Here is a 23,804-nt window from a genome sequence, read left to right on the forward strand (position 1 = left end):
ATTTCCGGGGCTTTAGCGCCAGTTCCCGCCTTATCCCAGATATTCCCGGTAATTCCGGTCCTTCGTGTCAAACAACATTCAGTTATCGCCATGACGTTGCTTGGTTCGGCTCGGGTTGCTCACCGTTCCGCCTTCGTTCTCCCAAGTTTGCAGGTCCGGTTCAGCGGATTGCCTCGGCCTCATGAGCCCGGCTCCGCCCAGGTGGCGTGGCAAGCCTTGGATGGCATATCGCGGAAGCGGTGCACCATAGGGTGCTCTGGTGGCCACGCCCTTGCCGAAGTTGCGCTCCAACTGCGCGGTAAGGGCATAGGGGGATGTTTCCCCGGCCAAAAACAGCTTCACTACGAGCAGCGCGGCCGTGTTGAACAGCGATTGATCGATCGCGAGAACATTGGCATCATAGCCCGCGTCGTCCAGCACAGACTGAATCATTTCCATGTCGGAAGGGGAGATGTCGGAAGACATGTTGTCCTCCTTTGATTTGGGGCCAGGGTAACTAGCCCTCAAACAGCAGCGCCCGTGACATTGCTACTGACAGTTGGAGGATGCGCGCTGACGCCACCGAAAGCAAGCGCGTGCAGGTTTCATTCATATACCAGGGCAGGTGGATTGCTCATCTTTGAAACAGGAGCCTGGTCACTTGCGAATTTTGTCAGACAAATATCCACGTGAATGCCAAAGCGTTACTCCTTGGCCCAGCTTTTTTGGACTGGGACTATTTCATCCGCTGCGCCTTTGATCGGAGCCGGCATTTTGATCGGAGCTCCAAGACGCAATTCACGCAGCCTTTGACTTTTCCGTTCCCTCAGGGCTCGCGCCTCTTCAGTAATCCTGGTCGGGGCGATGGTTGTCTGGTCGCGCTCCTGAGTTGGCCGCTTCGTCAGAAAATCTTGATGGTGCCTTTGTCGAGCCAGACCTCTATCCTCCTGATAGGAGACATCAGTTAATGGCTGGGCTAGGCTTCACCAATTCATCGCCGCACAATGAAGCGAGCGCGCCATTGGGCTGGTCCGTTCCCAGCGGAGTGGCCCAACCCGCTCTTTCCACGTGCGTTCGACGCCCGTAGGTCGACGACTTCTTGATGTCGGCAATAACCCGTGCCGCGGCGGGGTCGGCGTTTGAGCGTTTGATACAGTAAGGTGTCAAGGCTGCTGCTATACCGGCCTCCTCCTGCATCGCAGCGATGTTCCGTGCGGTGCCACTGGTTACCCAGCCGCCCCACGAAAACCCGAAAGCAACCATCGCAAATGCACCAAATACCGCACCACCCAGGGCGGGTTTTATCCAAGTGGGCATGTCCATGATTATATCCGATCTGAAATCGATCGAGCCCTGGCGTGCTTGCCGGCAAGAAGGAGAAGCATAACACGACTTGTAGGATGTGACGTATGAATTCGTGGCCAAAGACATCACCTTACAATAAAGGCAAAAACTTCTCTGTGGCTGCAAATCGGCATCAAAGAACTTTTATATCGAACACTGCGTAGGGGGAATTTCATCTCTTCGAGAGGCGACACCCGATTGTTATTTTTAGCGCAGATCGATTGGAATTCGGCAAAGCGAGAGGAAGACGCCTGCGGGGGGGGAAGCAACGAGCCGTCGCTCTATTCATCGCGCTGCTGGATTAAACCAGGGCAACAAAAAAGGCCGGGCGAAACCGCACCGACCTTCCTTATTGCCGCTTTTCACACCAGTGCCAGTACATCCGTGGTCAAAGGCCGAAAGCGGCCGCGGCAATCGCGAGCGACAGAAGCTTTCCAGCGCTCATCAGCGATGCCGACGGAGAAGCATATAGGCGGCCATTGTGTTCAAAACAAGTTCCGTTGAAAGCAGCCGCCCTGAGTGCGCCTCTGACCTAAACTAATCGATTGCTTACGAGCGGTATGGCGCTCATTGTAACGGCGGCAGCAGACACATCACGGGCGCTGCTGCTTGAGGGCTGGCCGCCCTGGCCCTGATCTGAAAGGAGAACGTCATGTTCTCCGGAACCTTACGGGATGTCTACCTGAATTGCATCAGTGTCGTGGCCCAGCTGCAAGACGGTGACGTCTTCAGTCAGACGGCGTTCGTCTTGTCGATGGCACTCATCGCTTGGGTCGTGCTTTTTTTCTGACCGTGCAGGGCCGGCCAACGGGGGGCGACGGCGTCACGAACTGACCTCAATTGATCACTTGCTAAACGATAATTGGGCGTTCACAGTCTGAGCTTCAGCAGCCAATTTCCAGGGCGCTGCTGCTTAAGGGAGACCACACCCTAGCCCCATGCCGAAAGGGGGACCCGATGTCCTCCAATGTCCAGCAAGTCGATTTTCGCACAAGCGACATCCCCATTCTTCGAGAAATGCTCAGGAAGGCGGACTACGTCACGGCCAAACTGAAACCTCTGACTGGCCCACTCCAGCATCCCTCGCGGTCGGTGCTTCGCCGCTTTATGGCTGGTACCATGCAGGGGGCGATCAAATGATCGGACCAGCGGATGCGTTTCCATATTCTCATCGCCGCGAGCGGGACGGTACATGGACGGTTTTCGACACTCGTTCCGGCGTCACCGCTGCTCCGGGCTTTCTGCCGGTGATAAGGCTTTCGGAGGTAGACGCCAAAGAGGTGGCCACCATCCTCAATCGGAATACCGTCGGCACCACGTCTCGTTTGCACCGGTAGACGGCCCCTCACTCTTTTGCCTCTGCTAGCCTGTCAAAGCCGCGTCAATCTGCCAGTCCCGACACTCGATGGGACTGAGCCGGCCCATCGTACAAAAGGTATGCTCTTCGCCGTGATCTTTCCGGCCCGCGCCGAGCCACGGCTAGGCGCTTTGGCCCATTCGGGTTCTCGTCGGGATTGGGGTTTGGAACCTCGTCCGGAAGGCGCGGCGGGTCTGGTTCCTTCACAGGCGGCACTGGATCAAACGGAGGTACAGGCGGGATGTCCTTGCCCGGATTGACTGGTGTGGTCATAAGGTTCGCTCCTTTTTCGGAGCCAACTCCATCCCGCCGCTGGTTGTTCCGTTCGCTCGGTTATTTCAGTGATCCATGACTGTTGGCGCGGGCAGGGCCTCACTGAGACAGCGGCAAGGACGCTCGAGCCGTCCGTCCCAGAACAGACCCAAAGCGCGCCGCGATCCAACTTCGCGCATCACGCTTCAGGTCCTTGTTGTTGCGCATGTCTTGCAACCGGTTCCCACTTTCTGGAAACATGCTGCGGGCTGCCCTGAACCCGCGAGTTGGACGCGAACCTCCGCGCCAAGGTCACTGCCCGGTGACGACCTTGGTCCAGATGCGGGTGACGACCCGCTGGGTCTTGGCGTCGTACGGACCATGGGTAAAGAGCTTCTTCATCGTGTCCTCGGACAGATAGACCGCCGGATCGTCCAGGATTTCCTTGCTGACGAACTGCTGCGAGGCCTTGTTGCCATTGGCGTAGAAGACATAGTCGGTGGCCTTGGCGATCACCTCCGGCTTCATCAGATAGTTCAGGAAGGCGTGCGCTTCTTCCACATGCGGGGCGTCGGCCGGGATCGCCATCATGTCGAACCACATCATCGTCCCGTCGGCGGGAACCGAGTAGCCGACCTCGACGCCGGCGCCGGCTTCGGAGGCGCGATCGCGTGCCTGCAGAACGTCGCCGGACCAGCCGACCGCCAGGCAGATGTCGCCGTTCGCCAGCGCGTTGATGTACTCGGAGGAATGGAACTTGCGGACATAAGGACGAACCGACTTCAGCAGTTCGCCGGCCTTTTCAAGGTCGGCCGGGTCGTGCGAGTTGGGATCGAGCTTGAGATAGTGCAGCGCCAGGGGCATCATCTCGGAGGGGGAATCGAGGAAGTAGATGCCGCAGTCCTTGAACCTGGCGGCGAGCTGCGGGTCGAAGATGGCGTCCCAGCCCGGCGCCGCGTCGGTGCCGAGGATCTCCCTGGCCTTCTTGACGTTGTAACCGATGCCGTTCGTGCCCCACATGTAGTTGATGGCATATTCATTGCCCGGATCGGCGAAGGCGACGCGCGCCGAAATCTCGTCCCACATGTTGACGAGGTTCGGTAGCTTGGACTTGTCTAGTTTCTGGAAAACGCCCGCCTGGATCTGCCGCTGCAGGAAGTCGGCGGTGGGGACGACGACATCGTAGCCGGTCCCGCCGGCAAGCAGCTTCGCTTCCGCCGATTCGTTGGAATCGAACGTGTCGTGGACGACCTTGATCCCCGTTTCCTTGGTGAAATCGGACAGGATCGTGTCGTCGATGTAGTCGGACCAGTTGTACACATGGACGACCCGCTCCTGCGCTGCAGCGGGCTGAGCGGCGATACCGATGAGCGCCGAGAGTGTGGCGACTGCCAGGAGGTTGTGTCGCTTCATGAGAATGTCTCCTTATACAATGGTTTCTCCGCTGCGCGTCGATCCTTGATCAGGCGGTACGCGTCGCGTCGGTCTGAGATAGCTTGTAGCATGTCTGGAAGCGGTTCCGTTGCTCAGGCCGGATGAAATCCGATGCGGCTGTGTGCGCCGCAGCGGCGGATAAGCCTGGAACTGAGCGGACGGCGCAAGGGTGCCGTTTCGAAAAGCCGCGTGCCTTTCCCGCGACCTCGAGAGCAAAGTGGAAGCCTGTTCGCTCTTCAGCCCTGCGCGACCACCTGCCGCTGGATGCCGAGCCCGGCAATGGACACCTCCATGCGGTCGCCGGCCTTGAGGTAGCGCGGCGGCTTCATGCCCATGCCGACGCCGGGCGGCGTCCCGGTGGTGATGACGTCGCCGGGCTCCAGGATCATGAACTGCGAAATGTAGTGCACGAGGAACGGCACCTTGTAGACCATCGTGGCGGACGAGCCGTGCTGCATCCGTTCGCCGTTGACGCTGAGCGTCATGGCGAGGTCGCCGGGGTCCACCTCGTCCGTGGTGACGAGCCAGGGGCCGATCGGGCCGAAGGTCGGGCAGCCCTTGCCTTTCATCCATTGGCCGCTGCGCTCGATCTGGTAGGCGCGCTCGGAGATGTCGTTGCAGATGCAATAGCCGGCGACATAATCGAGCGCGTCCGCCTCAGAAACATAGGATGCGCGCTCGCCGATGACGACGGCGAGTTCCGCTTCCCAGTCGGTCTTTTCCGAGCCGGGCGGAATGAGGATGGTGTCGTCCGGGCCGACGATACAGGAGGGGGCCTTGTTGAACAGCACCGGCTCGGGCGGGACGGCCAGGCCGCTCTCGGCCGCATGGTCGGCATAGTTCAGGCCGACGGCGATGAAGTTGCCGACACGGCCGACGCAGGCGCCAAGCCGCTCACCGGCCGGCGCAAGCGGAAGGCTGGCGGGATCGATCGCTTTCAGCCGCTTCAGGCTTTCGCGGCCGAGGACGTCGCCGGCGATGTCGGCGACCACGGCGGACAGATCGCGAATCTGTCCGTCGGCATCGACCAGGCCGGGCTTTTCCGCCCCCGCCTTTCCAAAGCGAACGAGTTTCATGGACCAAACCCTCCCACGGTGGCCGCCGCGACGGGCGGGCGACTGACGATTGCTGCTGCCCCACCTTCCACGAGTTCCAGGTGGTGTCAATGACGTGGGGGGCGCGGGTGCGGCGGAGGCGTTGCGTCTGCCTAGGTACAAAGCCGCCGATGCCCGAAGCCGATCATCGGCAGCACCGAGGCCGATTGCGGGAGCCCAGCCGTTGCCGGGGCTGCGATGCCCGCCCCATCTCCGCAAAAGCAATCCCCCTGAGGCCGTGGGCGCTCAGGGGGAGGAAGGCGTGTATCGGGCGTGCGCGGTCGTCTATTTCGTGGCTTCCGCCGAGGCGACGCGGGTGGGAGACGGCGTCGGCACCGGCGTTTCGATCGCGGAGCCGCCGCCGATCGCCGCATTGAGTGCGACATAGTCCGAGGCCAGCGTGCGGATTGCCGCCGCCAGCGTCAGGCGGCTGTTTGCGACGTTGCGTTCGGCATCGAGGACGTCGAGGATGGTGCTTGCGCCGCCCTTGTAGCTTTCGCGCGCAAGCGACAGAGCCTCTTCGTTCGATGCCACCAGTCTGCGCAATGCAGCCACGGTCTGGTAGTCGCGAATGAGGGCGGCCTGGGCGCTTTCCACCTCTTCCACGGCATTGAGAACCGTTTGCTTCCAGGCAAGGTACTGCTGCTTGGCTTGGGAATCGGCGATGTCGACCTGGGCCCTCAAGGCACCGCCATTGAAGATCGGCAGCACCAGCGTCGGGCCGAAGGACCAGTTGGTGAGATTGCCGGTCGTCGCGCTGATCACACGTGCGGCGCCGATCGTCCCGTCAAGGGTGAGCGTCGGGTAGAGTTGCGATTCGGCGATGCCGATCTGGGCGGTCGCAGCGGCCAGCGTCCGTTCGGCGCGGCGAATGTCGGGACGGTTGCGGATCAGATCGGCCGGGATGCCGGCCTTGGCGGCATAGCGCGGCATCGGTTGGGAGCCGCCCTTGAGCAGGTCCGGCGTGATTGTGCCGGCCGGGACGCCAAGCAGCGTGGCCATGCTGTTGGCCGCCTGGTAGAAGCCGATTTCAAGCGGCGGGATCTCGGCCAGGGTCTGGTTGACCAGGCCTTCCGCCTGCACGACGTCGAGACTCGAGGCAGCACCGGCTGCGCGGATGTCCTCCGTCAGTTTCAGCGTTTCGCGCCGCGATGCCAGGTTCAGACGGTTCAACGCCAGCGCTTCCTGGAAGAAGCGGGCGCTGATGTAGGTGGTCGTCAGGTTGGACAGGTATGCCAGCCGCGCCACGTTGACGTTGTCATAGGCGGCGTCCAGCGAGGCATTGGCCGATTCACGGGCGCGGGCGTACTGGCCGAACAGATCCAGAAGCCAGGACGCGCCGAGGCCGGCATTGAGGTTCTTCGACTGCGTGTGGCTCGACCCGGTCTGCCGCTGCAAGAGCGACCCGTCCGACCCTTCCACAGTCCCCGCTCCGTTGGCGTTGATCTGCGGCCAGGCGCCGGCGCCGGCGAGGACGACGTTTGCCTGGGCCTCGGTGATGCGCTCCAGGGCCGTGAGGACGTCAAGGTTCTCGTTCATGCCCTGCGCCACATAAGCGTTCAGGCGTTTGTCGCGGAAATCTTCCCACCAGGGATCGAGCGTCGTGTCGCCCGCGGATTTGCCAGCCGATTCGGTGAACTTTGCCGGCAGGGCGGCCCCAGGGGTCTTGTAATCCGGTCCGACGACGCATCCAGACAAAAGCAGCATCGTCAGGGGCAAAAGGGATCTTGCAATCTTCATGGTCTTCCCCGAGCCCCTGAAAGCGGCGGCTCAATTCTCTTGAGTCCAGAAAGCGGTCTGCGCATTCTTCCCTCTTATGGTTAACGCACAAACAACATCGCAAGGGCAAAGCGGACTATGCCCAGAATCATCCCGCTCACCATAGCTAGCGCAAAAACATTGCCAATCGGTTTTTGGCCACAAATCGCGCTTGAACTGCACCGATTCCGGCCGCGTGTGGCCTTTTGGTCCCGGTAGCGCGTGCCGATTACGCCTTGAGATGGAGCGGAGATTGCCGCAAATACGCCTTTTGCGCGAAATTTTCGCGGCGGCAGAAGGGCGAACGCGCCCAAAGTCGGAGCGAATGCCCATTTTTCATCATGGGCAAGCCCATTTCCTGAATATGCTGCATGTGCGAACTATTTTCTTCCTCAGGGTCGGTATTCCTGTTTGGGCGCAAAAATATCCCAAAAATCTTCCCTTCGAGTTGACAAGATGCCCGTATCGACTTATCTCATCGACCATGCGCAAGGGCCCTCGCAGAAACTCTAAAGGGCCGACCCCACAGCCATCTTGGCGTGTGGCCTAACCAAGGGAGTGTGACATGCATCACAATGCCGACATCGCCTCCGCTGGTGATGTATTCTCCTGTTGCGGAACGAAACTCGAGCTGATGCCTCCGGCATTCTGCCGAATGTAGCCTCTCCACTTCGATCAAAACGCAAGTTTGGCATTCGCTGTGCTTCCGCATGGCAGGAGTTACTATGGAAAAGCAAGTTATCGAGATTGGCGGCGAGGCCGTCGGCGTTCTTGTTCCGGACCAGGATAGGTTGAAGTTTGTTGCCGTGAAGTATCACGTCTGGGATCTGGACTCGCAGCGGTTCAATTCCGCGGACGAGGTTCGCGTGGCGATCCGCAAGCTCATGAGCGATCCAGCGGCCGCCGGACCGCGCGCGACAGTGCGCGACCTGACCGCAGCCTAGCATCGTCTTCTCTTGCGGGCGCCGGCGTGGACACTGCCGGCGCCCGCCGCTATCCATTCGGACATCGGCCGCCAGTGGCCGGGCCAGTTGCCGGGCCAGTTGCCGGGAATGAGCGGCTTGCCGCCGTCACAACGCACCGAGTGGATCCTGTCATGACACATGCCGCCTTCTCCCCATTGAACGTTGCCATCGTGACCGGAGCCGCCTCCGGGATCGGACTCGCTGCCGCGCGGCATTTCGCCGGCCTCGGCATGCGCGTCGTGCTTGCCGATATCGACGGGGATCGCCTCGACGCGGCGGCTGCCGTTGTTGCGGCCGGTGGGGCGGCAGAGGTGCTGGCTGTCGTGACCGACGTTGGTGAGCTGCACTCGGTCGAAGCGCTGCGCGACGCCGTGCTTGCTCGGTTCGGTCGTGTGCATGTTCTCATGAACAACGCGGGCATCCAGCCCGGAAGTACCATCGCGGGGCCGCGCCAGAATTGGGAAAAGGTGGTGGCGGTCAATCTCTGGGGCGTCATCAACGGCAGCCAGGTCTTTGCGCCGGGAATGGTTGCCCATGGCGAGCCGGCCCTGATCATCAACACCGGCTCGAAGCAGGGAATTACGACACCTCCTGGAGATCCGGCCTACAATGTCGCGAAGGCGGGCGTGAAGGTTTTCACCGAGGCGCTGCAGCATGACCTGCGCAATCGTGCAGGTTGCCGCGTCAGCGCGCATCTCTTCATTCCGGGCTTTGTCTTCACGCCTTTGACGGCAAAGGACAGAACGGAAAAGCCGGCCGGCGCGTGGACACCGGAACAGACGGTGGACTTCATGATGGGAAGTCTCGACCGCGGAGACTTCTATATCCTTTGTCCCGACAACGAGGTTGACCGGGCGACAGACCAAAAGCGGATCCGGTGGGCCGCCGGCGACATCATCGAAAACCGCCCACCGCTGTCGCGGTGGCATCCGGACTACGGCCAAGCCTTCAAGGCGTTCCTTGAACAGGATTGAGGCGTATTGAAAACATGCACAAACGGTAGACAATGCATTCACCGCTGGTGATCTGGCCTGCAGGCGGGGCTTCTGATTGGGTGTCGTTCAAGGGAGAGCGATCATGACCAGCGGCATCCATCACATCACGGCGATTACCCGGAAGATCCAGGCCAACGTCGACTTCTATGTCGGCATCCTCGGCCTGCGCCTCGTCAAGCGGACGGCGGGGTTCGAGGATGCCGACCAGCTTCACCTTTTCTACGGCGACGGCAACGGAGCGCCGGGTACGCTGATCACCTTTCTGGCCTGGGAGGACGGTTCGCCAGGACGCGTCGGTATCGGCCAGCCTGCGGAAATCGCCCTGTCGATCCGGCCCGAGGCGATCGGCTTCTGGCTGACACGCGCTCTGACGTTGAATATCCAGATGAGCGGTCCTACCCAGGAATTCGGCGAACCGGTGCTGCGCCTGAAGGATCCGGACGGGATCATCGTCAAGCTTGTCGGCGAGGCCGCTGTTGCGGGAACGGACCCCTGGACGGCCACAGGGATTCCCGCTGCCGATGCGATCCAGCGGATCCGCGGCGCGACGATCTTTTCCGATCAGCCGCAAGCGACGGCCGATTTTGTCGTGCGCCACTTCGGTTTCCGACTCGTGGCCGAGTCGGCGGGCATTCGCCGGCTCGCGGGCGATGCCGCCGACGTGCTCGACATCCGCGACGCCGGCGGCTTCTGGACGTCGGCGCCGGGAACGGGCACGATCGATCATGTCGCGCTGCGTGCACCCGACAGAGCGGCGGTCGAACGGGTCGCGGCTTCACTTCGCGCCGAGCAGGCGGGCGCCACGAACATGCACGACCGCACCTACTTCTATTCGCTCTATGTGCGCGAACCGGGCGGAGCGTTGTTCGAGTACGCCACCGACGAGCCGGGCATGCTTGTCGACGAGACGCCGGAAGCGTTGGGCAGCAAGCTGTTCGTGCCCGGGCATGTCCTGGCCGATCCGGACGACGTCCGGGCACGGCTGCCGCAGTTTTCCCTTCCAGGAGAAGAAAGAATGACCGAGCGCGATCTGCCTTTCATCCACCGTGTCCACCGGCCGGAGAAATCCGACGGCACGGCGCTCGTGTTGTTGCACGGCACCGGCGGCAACGAAACCAGCCTCTTGCCGTTTGGCGCGCGCGTCGCGCCGAACGCCACCTTGGTCAGCCTCAGGGGCCGAAGCATGGACGAGGGCTACCCGCGCTTCTTCCGGCGCATCACCGCCGTGACCTTCGACCAGGAGGAAATCGGGAGCGAGGCGGCTGCCCTTGCGGCCTTTATCGACGAGGCGAACGCCGCCTACGGGCTTAGCCCGGACAAGACGGTTTTCCTCGGCTATTCCAACGGGGCCAACATGCTGGGTGCGCTGATGTTTCTGCATCCGGGCATCGTCCGCAACGCGGTGCTGCTCAGGGCGATGAACGTGCTCGAAAACGTTCCCATGGCTGACCTGTCAGGCACGAACGTGCTGATGGTGACGGGCCAGTCGGACCCTTACGGTCCCTACGCGGCGGACATGGAGGCTTTCCTGGAACGCGCCGGCGCCAGCGTGGAGAACCGCACCTTGCCTGCCGGACATGACATCGGCGCAGCCGATGTGGACCTGGTCCGCCAGTTTGTGCAGCGGGTGACAGGGTAGGGGCGTCGCACCGCGCCGCCCCTCGTCTCCCCGTTTTCGGTGAAAGGGTCCTTGCCCGGCTTCGGCGGCGCGGCGTTCAATCCCCAAGCACGCGTGTTCTGACGAACTTCGCGCCAAGACCGGCCGATCTCACCCTTTTGTTTCCTGCACGAACGCAACGAAACCCTCGACAAAAGTGCGCAGGCGCTTTTGGATCGCCTCGTCCACCAGCTTCCCGTCCGGATCGAACACGGAGCCCGCCTTCGAGACCATCAGCTTGCTGCCGAACCACGGGCGCGTTCCGAGCGTGCGCATCACCGGCAGCCAGGCCTCCTGCGACAACAGCGTGCCGAAATTGCCGGGCGAGGCGCCGGTGATGGCAAACGGCTTGGCAGAAAAGACCCGGGAGATGTCGGACGCCGGCCGGGTCATCCAGTCGAGCGCGTTCTTGAATACGCCGGGGATCGAGTTGTTGTATTCGGGCGTGAACAGCATCACACCGTCGGCTGCGGCCACAAGGTCCTTGAGTATCGCTGCGGCCTCCGGCACGCCGCTGGCCGCTTCTTCGTCGCCGTCGTAGAGCGGGATGCCGCGGATCGTCCCTTCGACGATCTGGACGCCGTCCGGCGCCATGGCGATCGCCGCACGCATCAACGCCGTGTTGAATGAGGCCTTGCGCAGGCTTCCGGAAATCGCGACCAGTTTCGTCATTGTGGCACTCCTTTCATCCGTCGGCTGCGACTGCCTTGGCTGGCCGCCCGACCGGCACTTATGCCGCCATCAAATGAGAACGCCTCCGCAATAGCAATGATCCCGTTGCTTTATCCCTAGCCAGTTCGGCCGCGCCCATCGCACTATTGCAGTGCCAGTGGCTTCAGCCTGGCCTCGATCTGCTCGCGGCGCGGTTCCAGGAACGGCGGCAGCGACAGGGTTTCGCCGAGTTTCTCGAGCGGTTCGTCGACCGAAAATCCGGGGCCGTCGGTGGCAAGCTCGAACAGAACGCCGTTCGGCTCGCGGAAATAGAGCGAACGAAAATAGTAGCGCTCGACCTCACCGCTCGATGGCACACGAAAACCGCGGATCCGCTCCGTCCAGGCGTGCAGCGTCTCGAGGTCCGGGACGCGGAAGGCGACGTGGTGGACGGCGCCGGCGCCCTGATGCGCGGCCGGGAGGTCCGGCTCGACCGCGACGTGCAATTCTGCCGCCGGCCCGCCGTCGCCCATTGAAAAGACGTGGACCTCGCCGGTGCCGTCCGGTGACGGGTATTGCGAGGTCTTGGTCATGTTCATGACGTGCACGAGGATCGTCTCGGTGTTGGCGATGTCCGGCACGCTCATCGTGATCGGACCGAGGCCCTTGATCTGATGCTCGGCCGGAACCGGGCTCTTCTCCCATGGGTGCGACGGGGCCCCGCTGTCGTCGACGGTGAGGCGGAAGCGCTGGCCCTCCTGATCTTCGAAGTCGAGCGTCTGACGGCCGCCGACTGCGCGTATTTCGCCGGCTTTGACCTTCAGTTCGGCAAAGCGGTCCTTCCACCATCTCAGGGTTTCGAGGCTTCCCACGCGCAATCCGGTGCGGGAAACGCTGTGCGTGCCACGGCGCTCGCGGCCGACCGGCCAATCGAAGAACGTCAGATCAGTGCCGGGGGATGCCAATCCGTCGGCATAGAAAAGGTGGTAGGCGCTCGTGTCGTCCTGGTTGACGGTCTTCTTGACCAGCCGCAGGCCAAGCGTCCGCGTATAGAAACGCAGGTTCTCCGGGGCGTTGGCGGTAATGGCGGTCAGGTGGTGAATGCCAGTCAGTTGCATGGTCATCTAAAACTCCCTTCATCTGAGCGAAGGACTTTCCCACCGGACTATCGCGCCAACGGCCGTTCACTGGAAGGTGGCGGGTGGCGAACGGTCCGTTCTTCTTTCTTGAACGTTCGGGTCCACTCGACTTTCGTCGCATCCGGTCGTCCGCGCATTATCCATTCTTCAATAAATTGCTCATTAAGGTTGTGATGCGAAATGAATTCGCCCATCTCCGCCTCGGCATGTTCCCCCTCACCAGTGCAAGCTTCCCGCGCCGCCGCCCACGCGGCAGGGATCTGGAGTCGAATTGATGTTTCTGAAGACTGCGACTGCGCGCAACATGTTTGCCATCGTGGCAACAGGCGTCGCCACGACCGTGGCCACTGCCGGAACGCTTTTCTATCTGTCGTTCGAGGAAGTGCGCGCCCGTTCGATCGCCGAAATGACCAATGCCGCGCAGACAAGCGCTGCCAACGTCGAAACCTACTTTGCCACTGCGAAGGGGTTGAGCCAGAACTTGCGCTCATCGCTCTATGCGATGAAGGAAGCCGGCATGCCGTCGCGCGAAGGCGCGAATGCGCTCCTGCGCAAGCTGATGGTCGACAATCCCTTCGCGCTCGGTCTCAGCACCGGCTGGGAGCCCAATGCCTTTGACGGCAAGGATGCCGAATACGCCAACAAGCCCGGCCACGACGCAACGGGCCGGTACGTCCCCTACTTCCCGCGTTCGGGGGAAACGATCGTGCACGAGGCGCTGGTCGACTATGACAAGGAGGGCGCCGGCGATTACTACCAGGTCCCCAAGCGGACGGGCAAGGAACTCCTGACAGAACCCTACACCTATTCGATCAACGGCAAAGACGTGCTGATGGCGTCCTTCATGGTGCCGCTCACGCTCGACGGCAAGTTCGTCGCGGTCGCGGGGGTCGATCTGGCGCTCAATTCGCTGGCCGGCGACATGGCCAGGCTCAAGCCGCTCGGCGATGGTTTCGTGGCTCTGCTCAGCCAGAACGGCGCCATTGTCAGCCATCCGGACATGAGCCTGCTCGGCAAGACGCTGAAAGAGTCGGGTCTGGACGTTGCCGCCTGGGAAGCGTTGATGAAAAATCCCGGCCAGGCCGTCGATCTGCCGGACGGTCAGGGAGCTGACAACATGGCGGTGGCCGTGCCGGTCAATCTGCTCGAAGGCACGACCTGGTACACCGTGGTTTCCGTTCCACGGGCGACGCTCTTTGCGCATCTGACCAGTCTTGCAGTCACCTCCATCGTCATCATTTCCGTTGCTGCCGGCCTGCTGGTCGCGATTGGCTGGCTGCTCTCGGCGCGCTTTCGCAAGCGTCTGGAGAAGGTCATCAACGCGACCAGCCAAATCGCCCGCGGCGGTACCGAGATCGATCTTTCGGAATCGAGCAGCAAGGACGAAATCGGCGAGATGGCCCGTTCGCTCCAGGTGCTGCACGATGCGAGCGTCGCCAAGCTCCGGCTGGAGGCCGAGGCCGAGGAAAACCGCGCGCTGTCGGACCAGGAACGTCGTCAGCGGGCGGAAGAGGCTGCGGAGCGGGAGCGCCAGACACAGCTTGCCGTTACCGCGCTGGCGAACGGCTTGCAGAAGCTGGCTGATGGCGACATGACCCATCGCATCGATACCGCTTTCAGCGGATCGCTGGATCAGATCCGCCATGACTTCAATGCGTCGGTCGAGAAACTGCAGCAGGCGTTGCAGTCGGTCGGGGCCAATGCCCAGATGATCCATGCGGGTACGGAGGAGATCCGCACCGCATCTGACGCCCTGGCGACACGTACCGAACAGCAGGCGGCATCGGTGGAAGAAACCGCAGCCGCGCTGGAGGAAATTACGACCGCGCTGAAGGACGCGACCAGGCGCGCCGAGGATGCCGGTCAGTTGGTGGACCGCACGCGGGGCGGTGCCGAACGGTCGGGCGAGATCGTCAAGAAGGCCGTTGTTGCGATGAGCGGCATCGAGACGTCCTCGCGCGAAATCTCCAACATCATCGGCGTGATCGACGAGATCGCCTTCCAGACGAACCTTCTGGCGCTCAACGCTGGCGTCGAGGCGGCGCGTGCCGGCGATGCGGGCAAGGGCTTTGCCGTCGTCGCCCAGGAGGTGCGCGAACTGGCGCAGCGTTCCGCCAATGCAGCCAAGGAGATCAAGGCGCTCATCACCAAATCGGGCGAGCAGGTGCATACGGGCGTGACGCTCGTAAACGATACGGGCGCGGCACTGGAAGAGATCGTCGGGCAGGTGCAGGAGATCGATCAACATGTCGCTGCGATCGTGCGATCGGCACGCGAGCAGTCGACCGGGCTGAACGAGATCAGTTCTGCGGTGCACAACATCGACCAGGGCACGCAAAAGAACGCGGCCATGGTGGAGGAACAGACGGCGGCAAGTCACACGCTCGCCTCCGAGGTCTCTTCGCTCAATGCGCTTCTGTCGCAGTTCCGCCTGTCGGATGCGGCTGCGGCGCAGCAGCGTACGGCACCGGCATCCGCGACGTCTCAGCATCGTCCGGTCGTGTCCGCTGCCCGGGCGCTCGGCAATCGCGTCGCAAAGGCGTTCGGCGGGGCGGCGGTGGCAGAACAGACTTGGGAAGAATTCTAAGTCTCGCGCCGACACCGACAAAAGATGTTGCGGCCCGCTTGTGCGGGCCGTTTCAACGTCAGGACACGCCGCGCGACCTGTTCCGGATATGCGCACTTGTTGTGCTTTGCACAAAGAGGCGCGGAGCGAATTGCTCCTGAATTGGGCGCGGTTGTCCGTCGCCATCAACGCGATGCCCGATCGACGTTCGAGAATGGGCCAACTGCGTCTGGCACGGTTTCTGCATGCAAAACGATGAGGTCCAGAGGGGACCCGCCAAGAGAAGCGACCACGAAGATCGCTCCGGAAATGCCGCCGTCGAGCGTCAGGGGCCACGTCAGGCTCGAGGCCCTCACGGCGGCATTTTTGTTCTCTCTGATGCTGCTCCCTGGGCGTTTGCCAGGACGACCTTGACGTTGTTCTGGTCCAGCATGCGGCGAATGTCCGCCGGTGGTTCCGCGTCGGTCACGAGCATGTCGTAGGTCGCGGGCGGAGCGATCGTGATCGGTGCCGTCCGGCCGAACTTTTCGGCGTCGGCCACGATAATGCGGTTCTGCGCCTGGCGGGCGGCGACGCGGGAGATGTCGGCCTCCTGTATATCCTGCAGCATGAAGCCGGAGCGGGCGTTGATGGCCGTTACCGACAGGATCGCATGTTGCAGGTTGAAGCGCTCGATATAGTGCAGCGCCTCGATGCCGAATGAGCCGGCATCGTGTGTGCGAAGTTCGCCGCCGGCAAAATAGACGCGGTTGTCGTTGCGCGTGGCGAGCGTATGGGCGACCGAGAGCGAATTGGTGACGATGAACAGGTCGCGGTGTTTCTGCAGGGCGACGGCAATGAAGGCCGTCGTGGAGCCGATGTCGAGAAACAGGCTGTCGCCGTTTTTCACGATCGTGGCGACCTTCGCAGCGATCAGACGCTTCGGTTCCGGGTTGACGTTCATGCGGAAATGCAGCGGCTGCTCGCCCACGCTGTCGGTGATGTGGACGCCGCCGTGGACCTTGGTGACGAGCCCGTTTGCCTCCAGTGTGCGGACGTTGCGGCGGATCGTTTCTTCGGAGACCCGGAGCCGCTCGGCAAGGAACTGAATGCGGCTCGAGCCGCCAGCAAGCCGCAGTTCCTCCAAGATCTCTCGCTCGCGATGGTTGGAAAGGGCGGGTGAATTCGCTGGCGTGTCCATTCCGTTTCCTGTCCGCATTCGCGGTGTGATGGTCAAAGCGGCCGCGCGCAAGATATCGCGCTGGAAGGTGCCACATGATGCTACAACAAAAACCCATGGCCATGTTCGATTTTGTGGAATGAGCTTGACAGGCTTTGGCGCCTGCGGGAACGTCGTCCAAAATGAGCGTGCCACTGAGGTGCGCCAGGGGACCGGGTAGACATGGACTTGGCGGCGCTGGAGACAATCCGTTCGCTGCCCCTATGGAATGGCACGCCTGAGGTGTCCGTTCTGAAGGGGGGAATTACCAATCGAAACTATCGGGTCACCGACGGGGAGCGCAGCTATGTCGTCCGGCTGGGCGACGACATTCCAATTCACCAGATCAGCCGGCAAAATGAGGTCGCGGCAAGCAGAGCCGCCCACGCGGCCGGCATCTCTCCGGCGGTCATTCACCACCAGCCCGGTATTCTCGTGCTCGACTATGTTGGCGGCCGGACGCTGACCCCCGACGATGTTCGATCGCCGGCCTACCTGGAGCGGATCGTGCCGCTGATCCAGACCTGTCACCGGGAGACTGGGCGCCACTATCGCGGGGCCGCAACGATCTTCTGGGCGTTCCACGTCATCGAGGATTATGCCGCGACGCTCACCGACGCCGGCAGCCCGCATGTTCCTCGGCTGAACGAACTGGTTCGGAGATCAAGGGCACTGGAGGCGGCCACCGGCCCATATGACATCGTCTTCGGACACAACGATCTTCTCGCGGCCAATTTTCTGGATGACGGCAGGCGTCTCTGGCTGATCGACTGGGATTATGCCGGCTACAACACGCCGCTCTTCGATCTCGGCGGTCTGGCGTCGAACAACGAACTCAGCGAGGCGCAGGAAGTGTGGCTGTTGGAGCGCTACTTCGAGCGGCCGGTGTCTGGCGACCTCTGGCGGCGCTACCGGGCGATGAAATGTGTGGCGCTGTTGCGCGAGACCCTGTGGAGCATGGTTTCCGAAATCCATTCGGCCATCGACTTCGACTATGCCGCGTACACGGCAGAGAATATCGCCCGGTTCGAGCGGGCCTATGACCAGTTCCAGCATTCGGAAACATAACGGAGCGGCAGCGATGAAGGAGCTCCCAGCGAGCGCAAGAGCGGTCGTCATCGGCGGTGGGATCATCGGTTGCTCGACGGCCTATCATCTGGCCAAGCTCGGCTGGACCGATACGGTTCTACTGGAACGCAAGAAACTGACGTCGGGAACGACCTTCCATGCCGCCGGCCTTGTCGGACAGTTGCGCACGAGCGCCAACATCACCCAGCTCCTGGGCTATTCGGTCCAGTTGTACAAGCGGCTCGAGGCGGAAACGGGCCTGGGAACGGGCTGGAAGATGAATGGCGGGCTGCGGCTCGCCTGCAACGAGGAGCGCTGGACCGAGGTCAAGCGCCAGGCGACGACCGCACGCTCCTTCGGCCTGGAAATGGAACTGCTGACGCCAAAGGAAGCGCAGGACCTCTGGCCGCTAATGACGATCGATGACGTCGTCGGTGCGGCGTTCCTGCCGACGGACGGGCAGGCCAATCCGTCCGATATCACGCTGGCGCTGGCGCGCGGCGCAACGATGGCAGGCGCTTCGATCTTCGAAGACACCGAGGTTGGCGACATCGAGATCGACAACGGGCGCATTCGCGCAGTCGTCACGGCGCGTGGCCGGATCGAATGCGAGCGCGTCGTGGTCTGCGCCGGGCAATGGACGCGGGAATTCGCCGCCCGCTTCGGCGTCGATGTGCCCTTGGTGCCGATGGAGCACCAGTATCTCATCACCGAGCCTTTCGGCGTGCCGTCCGACTTGCCGACGCTGAGGGATCCGGACCGGCTGACCTATTACAAGGAGGAGGTCGGCGGGCTGGTGATGGGGGGCTACGAACCCAATCCTGCCCCATGGGCGGTGAACGGAATTCCCGAAGGCTTTCATTATGGTCTGCTCAATCCCGATCTGGAACGCTTCGAGCAGATCATGGAGCTTGCCCTTGGCCGGGTGCCCGCTCTCGAAACGGCAGGCGTGAAGCAGCTTCTCAACGGACCGGAGAGCTTTACGCCGGATGGCAACTTCATTCTTGGCGAAGCGCCGGGCCTGCGCAATTTCTTCATCGGCGCGGGCTTCAACGCATTCGGGATCGCCTCCGGCGGCGGTGCGGGCATGGCGCTGGCCGAATGGGTGGCCAACGGTGAACCGCCCTTCGATCTCTGGCCGGTTGATATCCGTCGCTTCGGCCGGCCGCATTTCGATGCCGACTGGATCCGGCGCCGCACCATCGAGGCGTATGGCAAGCACTACACGATGGCCTGGCCGTCGGAAGAACACGCAAGCGCGCGTCCGTTCCGAACATCGCCACTCTATGCGCGGCTGAAGGCACAAGGAGCCTGCTTTGGCGAAAAGCTTGGGTGGGAACGGCCGAACTGGTTCGCCGACCTGGCCGCGGGCGAGACGCCGCAGGACGTCTACACATACGGCCGGCCCAACTGGTTTTCCGCCGTCGCGCGCGAGCACCGGGCTGTGCGCGAGGCAGCGGCGATCTTCGACCAGACCTCCTTTGCCAAGTTCTCGCTGAAGGGCAGGGATGCCGAACGCGCCCTCTCATGGATCGCCGCCAACAATGTCGCGCGTCGACCCGGCTCCGTCATCTACACACAGATGCTCAACGACCGTGGCGGGATCGAATGCGACCTCACGGCCGCGCGTATCGCCGAAGATGAGTATTACATCGTTACCGGGACCGGCTTCGCCACCCATGATTTCGACTGGATCGCGCGGAACATTCCTGCCGGGCTCGATGCGACGTTGAAAGATGTGACGGACAAATGGTCCGTCCTGGTGCTGATGGGACCGAACTCACGCTCGATCCTGCAAAGGCTCGCCGAGGACGACGTGTCGAACAAAGGCTTTCCATTTGGCACCGTCCGGACCATCGTCGTTGCTGGCCGGACCGTTCGGGCAATGCGGATCACCTACGTCGGTGAGCTCGGGTGGGAACTGCACCTTTGCGTCGACGACGCGGCTGCCGTCTACGACGCCCTGATGGAGGCGGGCAGGGATGAGGGGCTGGCTAATGCCGGCTACCGCGCGCTGGAAACTTGCCGGCTCGAAAAGGGCTATCGCGCCTGGGGCTCGGATATCGGCCCGGATCATACGCCGGTTGAGGCGGGCCTTGCCTGGGCGGTGAAAACCGGCCAGGCGACCGACTTTCTCGGCCGGGCGGCGATCGAGCGCCAGCTTGCCGAAGGCGTGCGCAAACGACTCGTCTGTTTCGCTCCGGACGAGCCGGGCACGGTGCTGCTTGGCCGCGAGACGATCTACCGCAACAGCGATAAGGCGGGTTGGCTCACCAGCGGCGGTTTTGGCCACACGGTCGGCAGGGCGATCGGATTCGGCTATGTGCGCCACCGGGACGGCGTCGATTCCGATTATGTGCTTTCCGGCACTTACGAACTCGATGTGGCCGGCCGGCGGGTGCCGTGCACCCCGCATCTTGCACCGCTGTATGATCCGACCGGCAGCCGGGTCCGAAGTTGACGGATGGCGCAACCAGTTGGCCTGGCGTCCGAGGGTCTGATTCCGCAAAACGGGGTCGCAAACGCCGGCCAGACGCAAAACCTTCGCTGCCGGATGCGCCCTTTTTATCGCATACGAAGGGAAATTCTCGTGGAAAAGCGCCATTTTAGCGCGACGCCGCGAAATCGACTTTTCTTGACGTAACGAATGTGCAAGGGATTTGCTCCATGGTGACGGCGGAGGCCCCTTGTGGCTCGGTGTCTCGGTCGGAACGTGGTGGGACATTGACTTTTTCCATCAACACGTTTGATGGGGCGGACACTCGTCCGTTTTCGGCGCCTTGCCTCGAGGAGGTATGGCGAAAGGGAATTGCAGTGTGATGAGCAAGAATAACGGCATCGGCAACTCGAGGGCGAGGTTTGCACGGTCTTTGGCGCGCCTCGCATCGGGCGTTGCTCTGCTGGCGCTTTCCGGATGTTTGGTCCCCAGCGATGGTCCGCTGACCCGCGAAGTGCTCGACGCCGGCGCGACGGGCGGCAGTTCCTACAAGATCCCGGAAACCAAGATGATTTTCGACGTGGTCGACATCGACCAGCGCGTCGCCAACGGCGTGACCACGCTCGGAACCCCCAGCCTTGCACGGACCTTCGGCTTCGGCGGAGCCGGCGGCGTGCCGGTTATCGGTGTTGGCGACAAGCTCCAGGTGACGATCTTCGAAGCCGGCCCGGACGGGCTGTTTTCGACGACGGAAAGCAAGTCGACGACGATCCCTGTCGTGGTGCAGCCGGACGGCCGTGGCCAGATCCCGTATGTCGGCTCGGTCCGTTTCGCCGGCATGACGTTGGAGACGGCGCGGGACACGATCGTGGATGCGCTGAAGGCCAAGGCCGTCGAGCCGGATGTGCTGGTGTCGATGGCCGAAAACGAGTCGCGCAATGTCTCCGTCCAGGGCGACGTCGGCCATGCGGCGATGGTTCCGCTTGGCCTCAGCGCCGATCACTTGAGCGAGGTGCTGGCGCGCGCTGGTGGGGCAACGAAGCCGCCCTACGATACCTATGTAACGCTCAAGCGCGGTGGGCGCACGGGCACGGTGCTCTTGCAGACGATTGTCGACAACCCCAAGGAAGACATTATCGTAAAGCCTGCCGACCAGGTTTATGTAACGTATGATCCGCAGACGTTTTCGGTTCTCGGCCAGACGGAAAAGAAGGGCAAGATACCCTTTGGTGCAGCCAGCCTGAGCCTGATCGAGGCGGCCGCGCTTGCCGGTGGCGGCAACCTCGCGACGGCGGACCCCAAGGGCTACTTCATTTTCCGATACGAAAACGAGAGCGTCTATCGCCACGTCGTCGGCGACGACCGCTTCCGCGATCTGCTGGCCAAGGGCATGACTTCGGACGGCCAAGGGCGTTATCCGATCATCTACCGGCTGGATCTGGCGCAGACGCAGAGCTATATCGTCGCCCAGTCGTTCCCGGTCCGCAACCGTGACGTCATCTACCTCTCGCGGCATCCGGCAACGGATTTCAGCCGGTTCGTCGGTATGGTCACGGGCACGCTCGCACCGGTCAGCACCGCTTCCCGGACCGTTCAGACTTTCTGATCTGAGCGAGGGCGCTATAATCGGAGCTGTCGCTCGCCGGGAGGGGCTCTGCCAGCGCCTCTCGTGGGCGAAGACGCGGTGCTGGAAAACTCAACGGTTGTTCTGGCAGACTTGCCAGCCGAAGATGGGGTAGTGCATCGTGAGCGACGGGAAACGCAAAACCTATGCGGTCACGTCCCTCGGCTTGTGGCGAATCCGCGCCGATATTTCACGGCTGCTCGATGCCGAAATCGTACCTTGGCCGCTGTCCACACGCGTCGACGCCTTCGTCGGTTGGGGCTGGAGGCCATCGGGTCGGCGGGCGAGCGCGCTTTCGGCCCGAACCGGCAAACCTGCAATCATATTCGAGGACGGTTTCATCAAGGGCTTCGCGCCGCGTGCACGCGAGCCGGCGCACGCTTTCGTCATCGATGACGAAGGCATTTATTTCGATGCCACCGGACCGAGCCGGTTGCAAACCCTGCTCGAAAACCCGGTGACCGACGGCAAAGGCCTGGAGCGCGCGCGCAACCTCATCGCGACAATACGCCAGGCCAGGCTGTCAAAGTATAACAACGGCGCGATCGTTGGCCTGCGAGACACGGGGATTCCGCGAGGGCGTCCCTATGTGCTGCTCGTGGACCAGGTCGCAGGCGATGCGTCGATTGCCGGCGCGCTGGCCGACGATCGCACCACTTTCACCGCGATGTTGCAGCACGCGGCCGACCACCACCCCGGCAAGACCTTCGTGTTGCGTACACATCCGGCGGCAGGCGAACGGAGCCTGCTTCGGCAGGCCGCTAACCGCCTCGGGATCGATATCGTCGTGCCCCCCGCGATGAACCCATGGCCGCTTCTGGAGGACGCGGACACCGTCTATACCGTGTCGAGCCAGCTTGGTTTCGAAGCGCTGATGGCGGGCAAGGAGGTTCACTGCTTTGGCGTCACCTTCTATTCCGGCCGGGGTGTCACCGTCGACCATGCCGAGGCGCCGACAACCCGTTCCTCGGCGAGCCTCGAGCAGATATTCGATGCGGCCTACATCCGGTACTCCCGCTTTCTCGATCTCCACGACCGCAACGAGTGCGACATCGAGCGTGCCGTCGAGCAGGCGATAGCAGTTCGCGACCAGCGGCACAGGTTGGCGAAGAAAGTCATTACGGCGGACATGTCGCCATGGAAGCGCAAGGCGATGACACCTTTCCTGACGGGGATGCGTGGACCACCGCTGCACGCCCGTGATGTGGAGCGGGCTGTACGTCGGGCTTCTGAAATCGACGGCGTGGTTGCAGTCTGGGGATCGGACAGGCCGCTGCCCTCAGGCGTGGAGGCCCTCCGTATCGAGGACGGTTTCATTCGCTCGAAAGGGCTCGGCGCCGCGCTTGTCATGCCGTCTTCCGTCGCGATTGACGGAGACACCATCTATTACGACGCTCGCATGCCGAGCGGCCTGGAAAAAATTATCGCGGAAGCTGAATTCGGCGGCGCGCTGTTGCAGCGCGCCGAAGCGCTGCGGCAGGTTCTGATCGAACGCGGTATTTCGAAGTACAACCTCGGAACCACCGTCACGCTGCCGGACATTGCTGATGAGCGGTTGAAAATCCTGGTGCCGGGGCAAGTGGAGAATGATGCATCGATCCGCTTTGGCTCGCCCGAGGTCAGGTCGAATGCGGCCCTGGTGGCGGCGGTGCGGCACCTCTACCCCGAGGCGTACATTGTTTACAAAGAGCATCCGGACGTGGTGTCGGGAATGCGCGCCGGCGGGATCGTTCCCGACGCGGCCGACCAGATCGTGCGCGATGGCGACATCATGCAGTGGGTTGGCTGGTGCGACAGGGTCGAGACGATGACCTCGCTTGCCGGGTTCGAGGCGCTCTTGCGCGGAAAGAAAGTCGGTGTACACGGCATACCGTTCTACGCAGGCTGGGGACTGACGGACGATCGCTGCCCGATTGTGCGCCGCAGGCGACGGATCGATCTGCCGATGCTGGTCGCCGCAACACTGATCCTTTACCCGCTCTACATTCACCCCTTGAGCGGAATGCCGTGCCGTCCGGAAGATCTGGTCCGGCAGATCGCCGATGGGCACGACGCTCCCCGCTCGGTTGGCGATCGTCTCGCTTTGCATTTCGCGCGTGCGGTAAACCGGATTGCCGTTGCAATGCGCAATCGCCTGCCCGGTTGAGCGGGCTTGGCATGATGCTGCTGGGACCCTGCTTCAGCCGGATTGCTGGAACATCGCAAGGTTGGAAAATGACGTCGGGTAAGATTAATTGAATGAAATCCTGTTGATGCGCCTTGTTTTTTATGCAACACAGAGCAGCC

The 23,804-nt window shown here is 62.3% G+C and carries 16 protein-coding genes; 8 read left to right on the forward strand and 8 right to left on the reverse strand.

The annotated features are described in order from the left end of the window. Window positions 1–78: 78 nt before the first annotated feature. The 5 genes from JNC62_RS12780 to JNC62_RS12800 all read right to left on the reverse strand — a co-directional run bounded on the left by JNC62_RS12780 (window position 79) and on the right by JNC62_RS12800 (window position 7,200). On the reverse strand, window positions 79–465 hold the full coding sequence (locus tag JNC62_RS12780; protein WP_374839317.1) for a hypothetical protein: 387 nt from the start codon (window positions 463–465) through the stop codon (window positions 79–81). A 474-nt stretch (window positions 466–939) separates the two neighbouring features. Continuing rightward, the gene (locus JNC62_RS12785; protein WP_374839319.1) at window positions 940–1,302 is read right to left on the reverse strand and encodes a hypothetical protein; all 363 of its coding nucleotides are present in this window, start codon (window positions 1,300–1,302) and stop codon (window positions 940–942) included. A 1,942-nt stretch (window positions 1,303–3,244) separates the two neighbouring features. Then, window positions 3,245–4,345 carry a polyamine ABC transporter substrate-binding protein gene (locus JNC62_RS12790; RefSeq protein WP_374839321.1) on the reverse strand — a complete coding sequence of 367 codons (1,101 nt, stop codon included), beginning with the start codon at window positions 4,343–4,345 and terminating at the stop codon, window positions 3,245–3,247. A 257-nt stretch (window positions 4,346–4,602) separates the two neighbouring features. After that, window positions 4,603–5,442 carry a fumarylacetoacetate hydrolase family protein gene (locus JNC62_RS12795; RefSeq protein WP_374839323.1) on the reverse strand — a complete coding sequence of 280 codons (840 nt, stop codon included), beginning with the start codon at window positions 5,440–5,442 and terminating at the stop codon, window positions 4,603–4,605. A gap of 303 nt (window positions 5,443–5,745) precedes the next feature. Continuing rightward, window positions 5,746–7,200 carry an efflux transporter outer membrane subunit gene (locus tag JNC62_RS12800; protein WP_374839325.1) on the reverse strand — a complete coding sequence of 485 codons (1,455 nt, stop codon included), beginning with the start codon at window positions 7,198–7,200 and terminating at the stop codon, window positions 5,746–5,748. 743 nt (window positions 7,201–7,943) lie between these two features. Between JNC62_RS12800 and JNC62_RS12805 the strand changes: the two genes are divergently transcribed. From JNC62_RS12805 to JNC62_RS12815, 3 genes are all read left to right on the forward strand, one after another. Then, window positions 7,944–8,162, forward strand: a complete 219-nt coding sequence (locus JNC62_RS12805; RefSeq protein WP_374839327.1) for a hypothetical protein — start codon at window positions 7,944–7,946, stop codon at window positions 8,160–8,162. 152 nt (window positions 8,163–8,314) lie between these two features. Next, window positions 8,315–9,157, forward strand: a complete 843-nt coding sequence (locus tag JNC62_RS12810; protein WP_374839587.1) for an SDR family NAD(P)-dependent oxidoreductase — start codon at window positions 8,315–8,317, stop codon at window positions 9,155–9,157. Window positions 9,158–9,260: 103 nt separating this feature from the next. Continuing rightward, window positions 9,261–10,817: a VOC family protein gene (locus JNC62_RS12815; protein ID WP_374839329.1), complete on the forward strand. Its 1,557-nt coding sequence runs from the start codon at window positions 9,261–9,263 to the stop codon at window positions 10,815–10,817. Between the two features lie 129 nt (window positions 10,818–10,946). On the opposite strand, the gene JNC62_RS12820 is transcribed toward JNC62_RS12815, so the two are convergent. After that, window positions 10,947–11,507: an NADPH-dependent FMN reductase gene (locus tag JNC62_RS12820; RefSeq protein WP_374839331.1), complete on the reverse strand. Its 561-nt coding sequence runs from the start codon at window positions 11,505–11,507 to the stop codon at window positions 10,947–10,949. Window positions 11,508–11,650: 143 nt separating this feature from the next. Next, window positions 11,651–12,610, reverse strand: coding sequence for a ring-cleaving dioxygenase (locus JNC62_RS12825; RefSeq protein ID WP_374839332.1), 960 nt, complete (start codon window positions 12,608–12,610; stop codon window positions 11,651–11,653). Window positions 12,611–12,899: 289 nt separating this feature from the next. On the opposite strand from JNC62_RS12825, the gene JNC62_RS12830 reads away from it, so the two are divergent. Next, window positions 12,900–15,212 carry a methyl-accepting chemotaxis protein gene (locus JNC62_RS12830; protein ID WP_374839334.1) on the forward strand — a complete coding sequence of 771 codons (2,313 nt, stop codon included), beginning with the start codon at window positions 12,900–12,902 and terminating at the stop codon, window positions 15,210–15,212. A gap of 331 nt (window positions 15,213–15,543) precedes the next feature. Here the strand turns inward: JNC62_RS12830 and JNC62_RS12835 are convergent, their stop codons facing one another. Continuing rightward, window positions 15,544–16,371 carry a DeoR/GlpR family DNA-binding transcription regulator gene (locus JNC62_RS12835; protein WP_374839336.1) on the reverse strand — a complete coding sequence of 276 codons (828 nt, stop codon included), beginning with the start codon at window positions 16,369–16,371 and terminating at the stop codon, window positions 15,544–15,546. A gap of 207 nt (window positions 16,372–16,578) precedes the next feature. Between JNC62_RS12835 and JNC62_RS12840 the strand changes: the two genes are divergently transcribed. The 4 genes from JNC62_RS12840 to JNC62_RS12855 all read left to right on the forward strand — a co-directional run bounded on the left by JNC62_RS12840 (window position 16,579) and on the right by JNC62_RS12855 (window position 23,664). After that, window positions 16,579–17,457: a phosphotransferase gene (locus tag JNC62_RS12840; RefSeq protein WP_374839338.1), complete on the forward strand. Its 879-nt coding sequence runs from the start codon at window positions 16,579–16,581 to the stop codon at window positions 17,455–17,457. Window positions 17,458–17,470: 13 nt separating this feature from the next. Continuing rightward, window positions 17,471–19,918: a GcvT family protein gene (locus JNC62_RS12845; RefSeq protein WP_374839340.1), complete on the forward strand. Its 2,448-nt coding sequence runs from the start codon at window positions 17,471–17,473 to the stop codon at window positions 19,916–19,918. Window positions 19,919–20,276: 358 nt separating this feature from the next. Beyond that, window positions 20,277–21,500, forward strand: a complete 1,224-nt coding sequence (locus tag JNC62_RS12850; protein ID WP_374839342.1) for a polysaccharide biosynthesis/export family protein — start codon at window positions 20,277–20,279, stop codon at window positions 21,498–21,500. 139 nt (window positions 21,501–21,639) lie between these two features. After that, complete coding sequence (locus JNC62_RS12855; RefSeq protein ID WP_374839344.1) at window positions 21,640–23,664, forward strand: capsule polysaccharide biogenesis protein; 2,025 nt, start codon at window positions 21,640–21,642, stop codon at window positions 23,662–23,664. Window positions 23,665–23,804 lie beyond the last annotated feature (140 nt).

Origin of the sequence: Mycoplana ramosa (assembly GCF_041930185.1) — a bacterium.
GTDB lineage: Bacteria > Pseudomonadota > Alphaproteobacteria > Rhizobiales > Rhizobiaceae > Mycoplana > Mycoplana ramosa.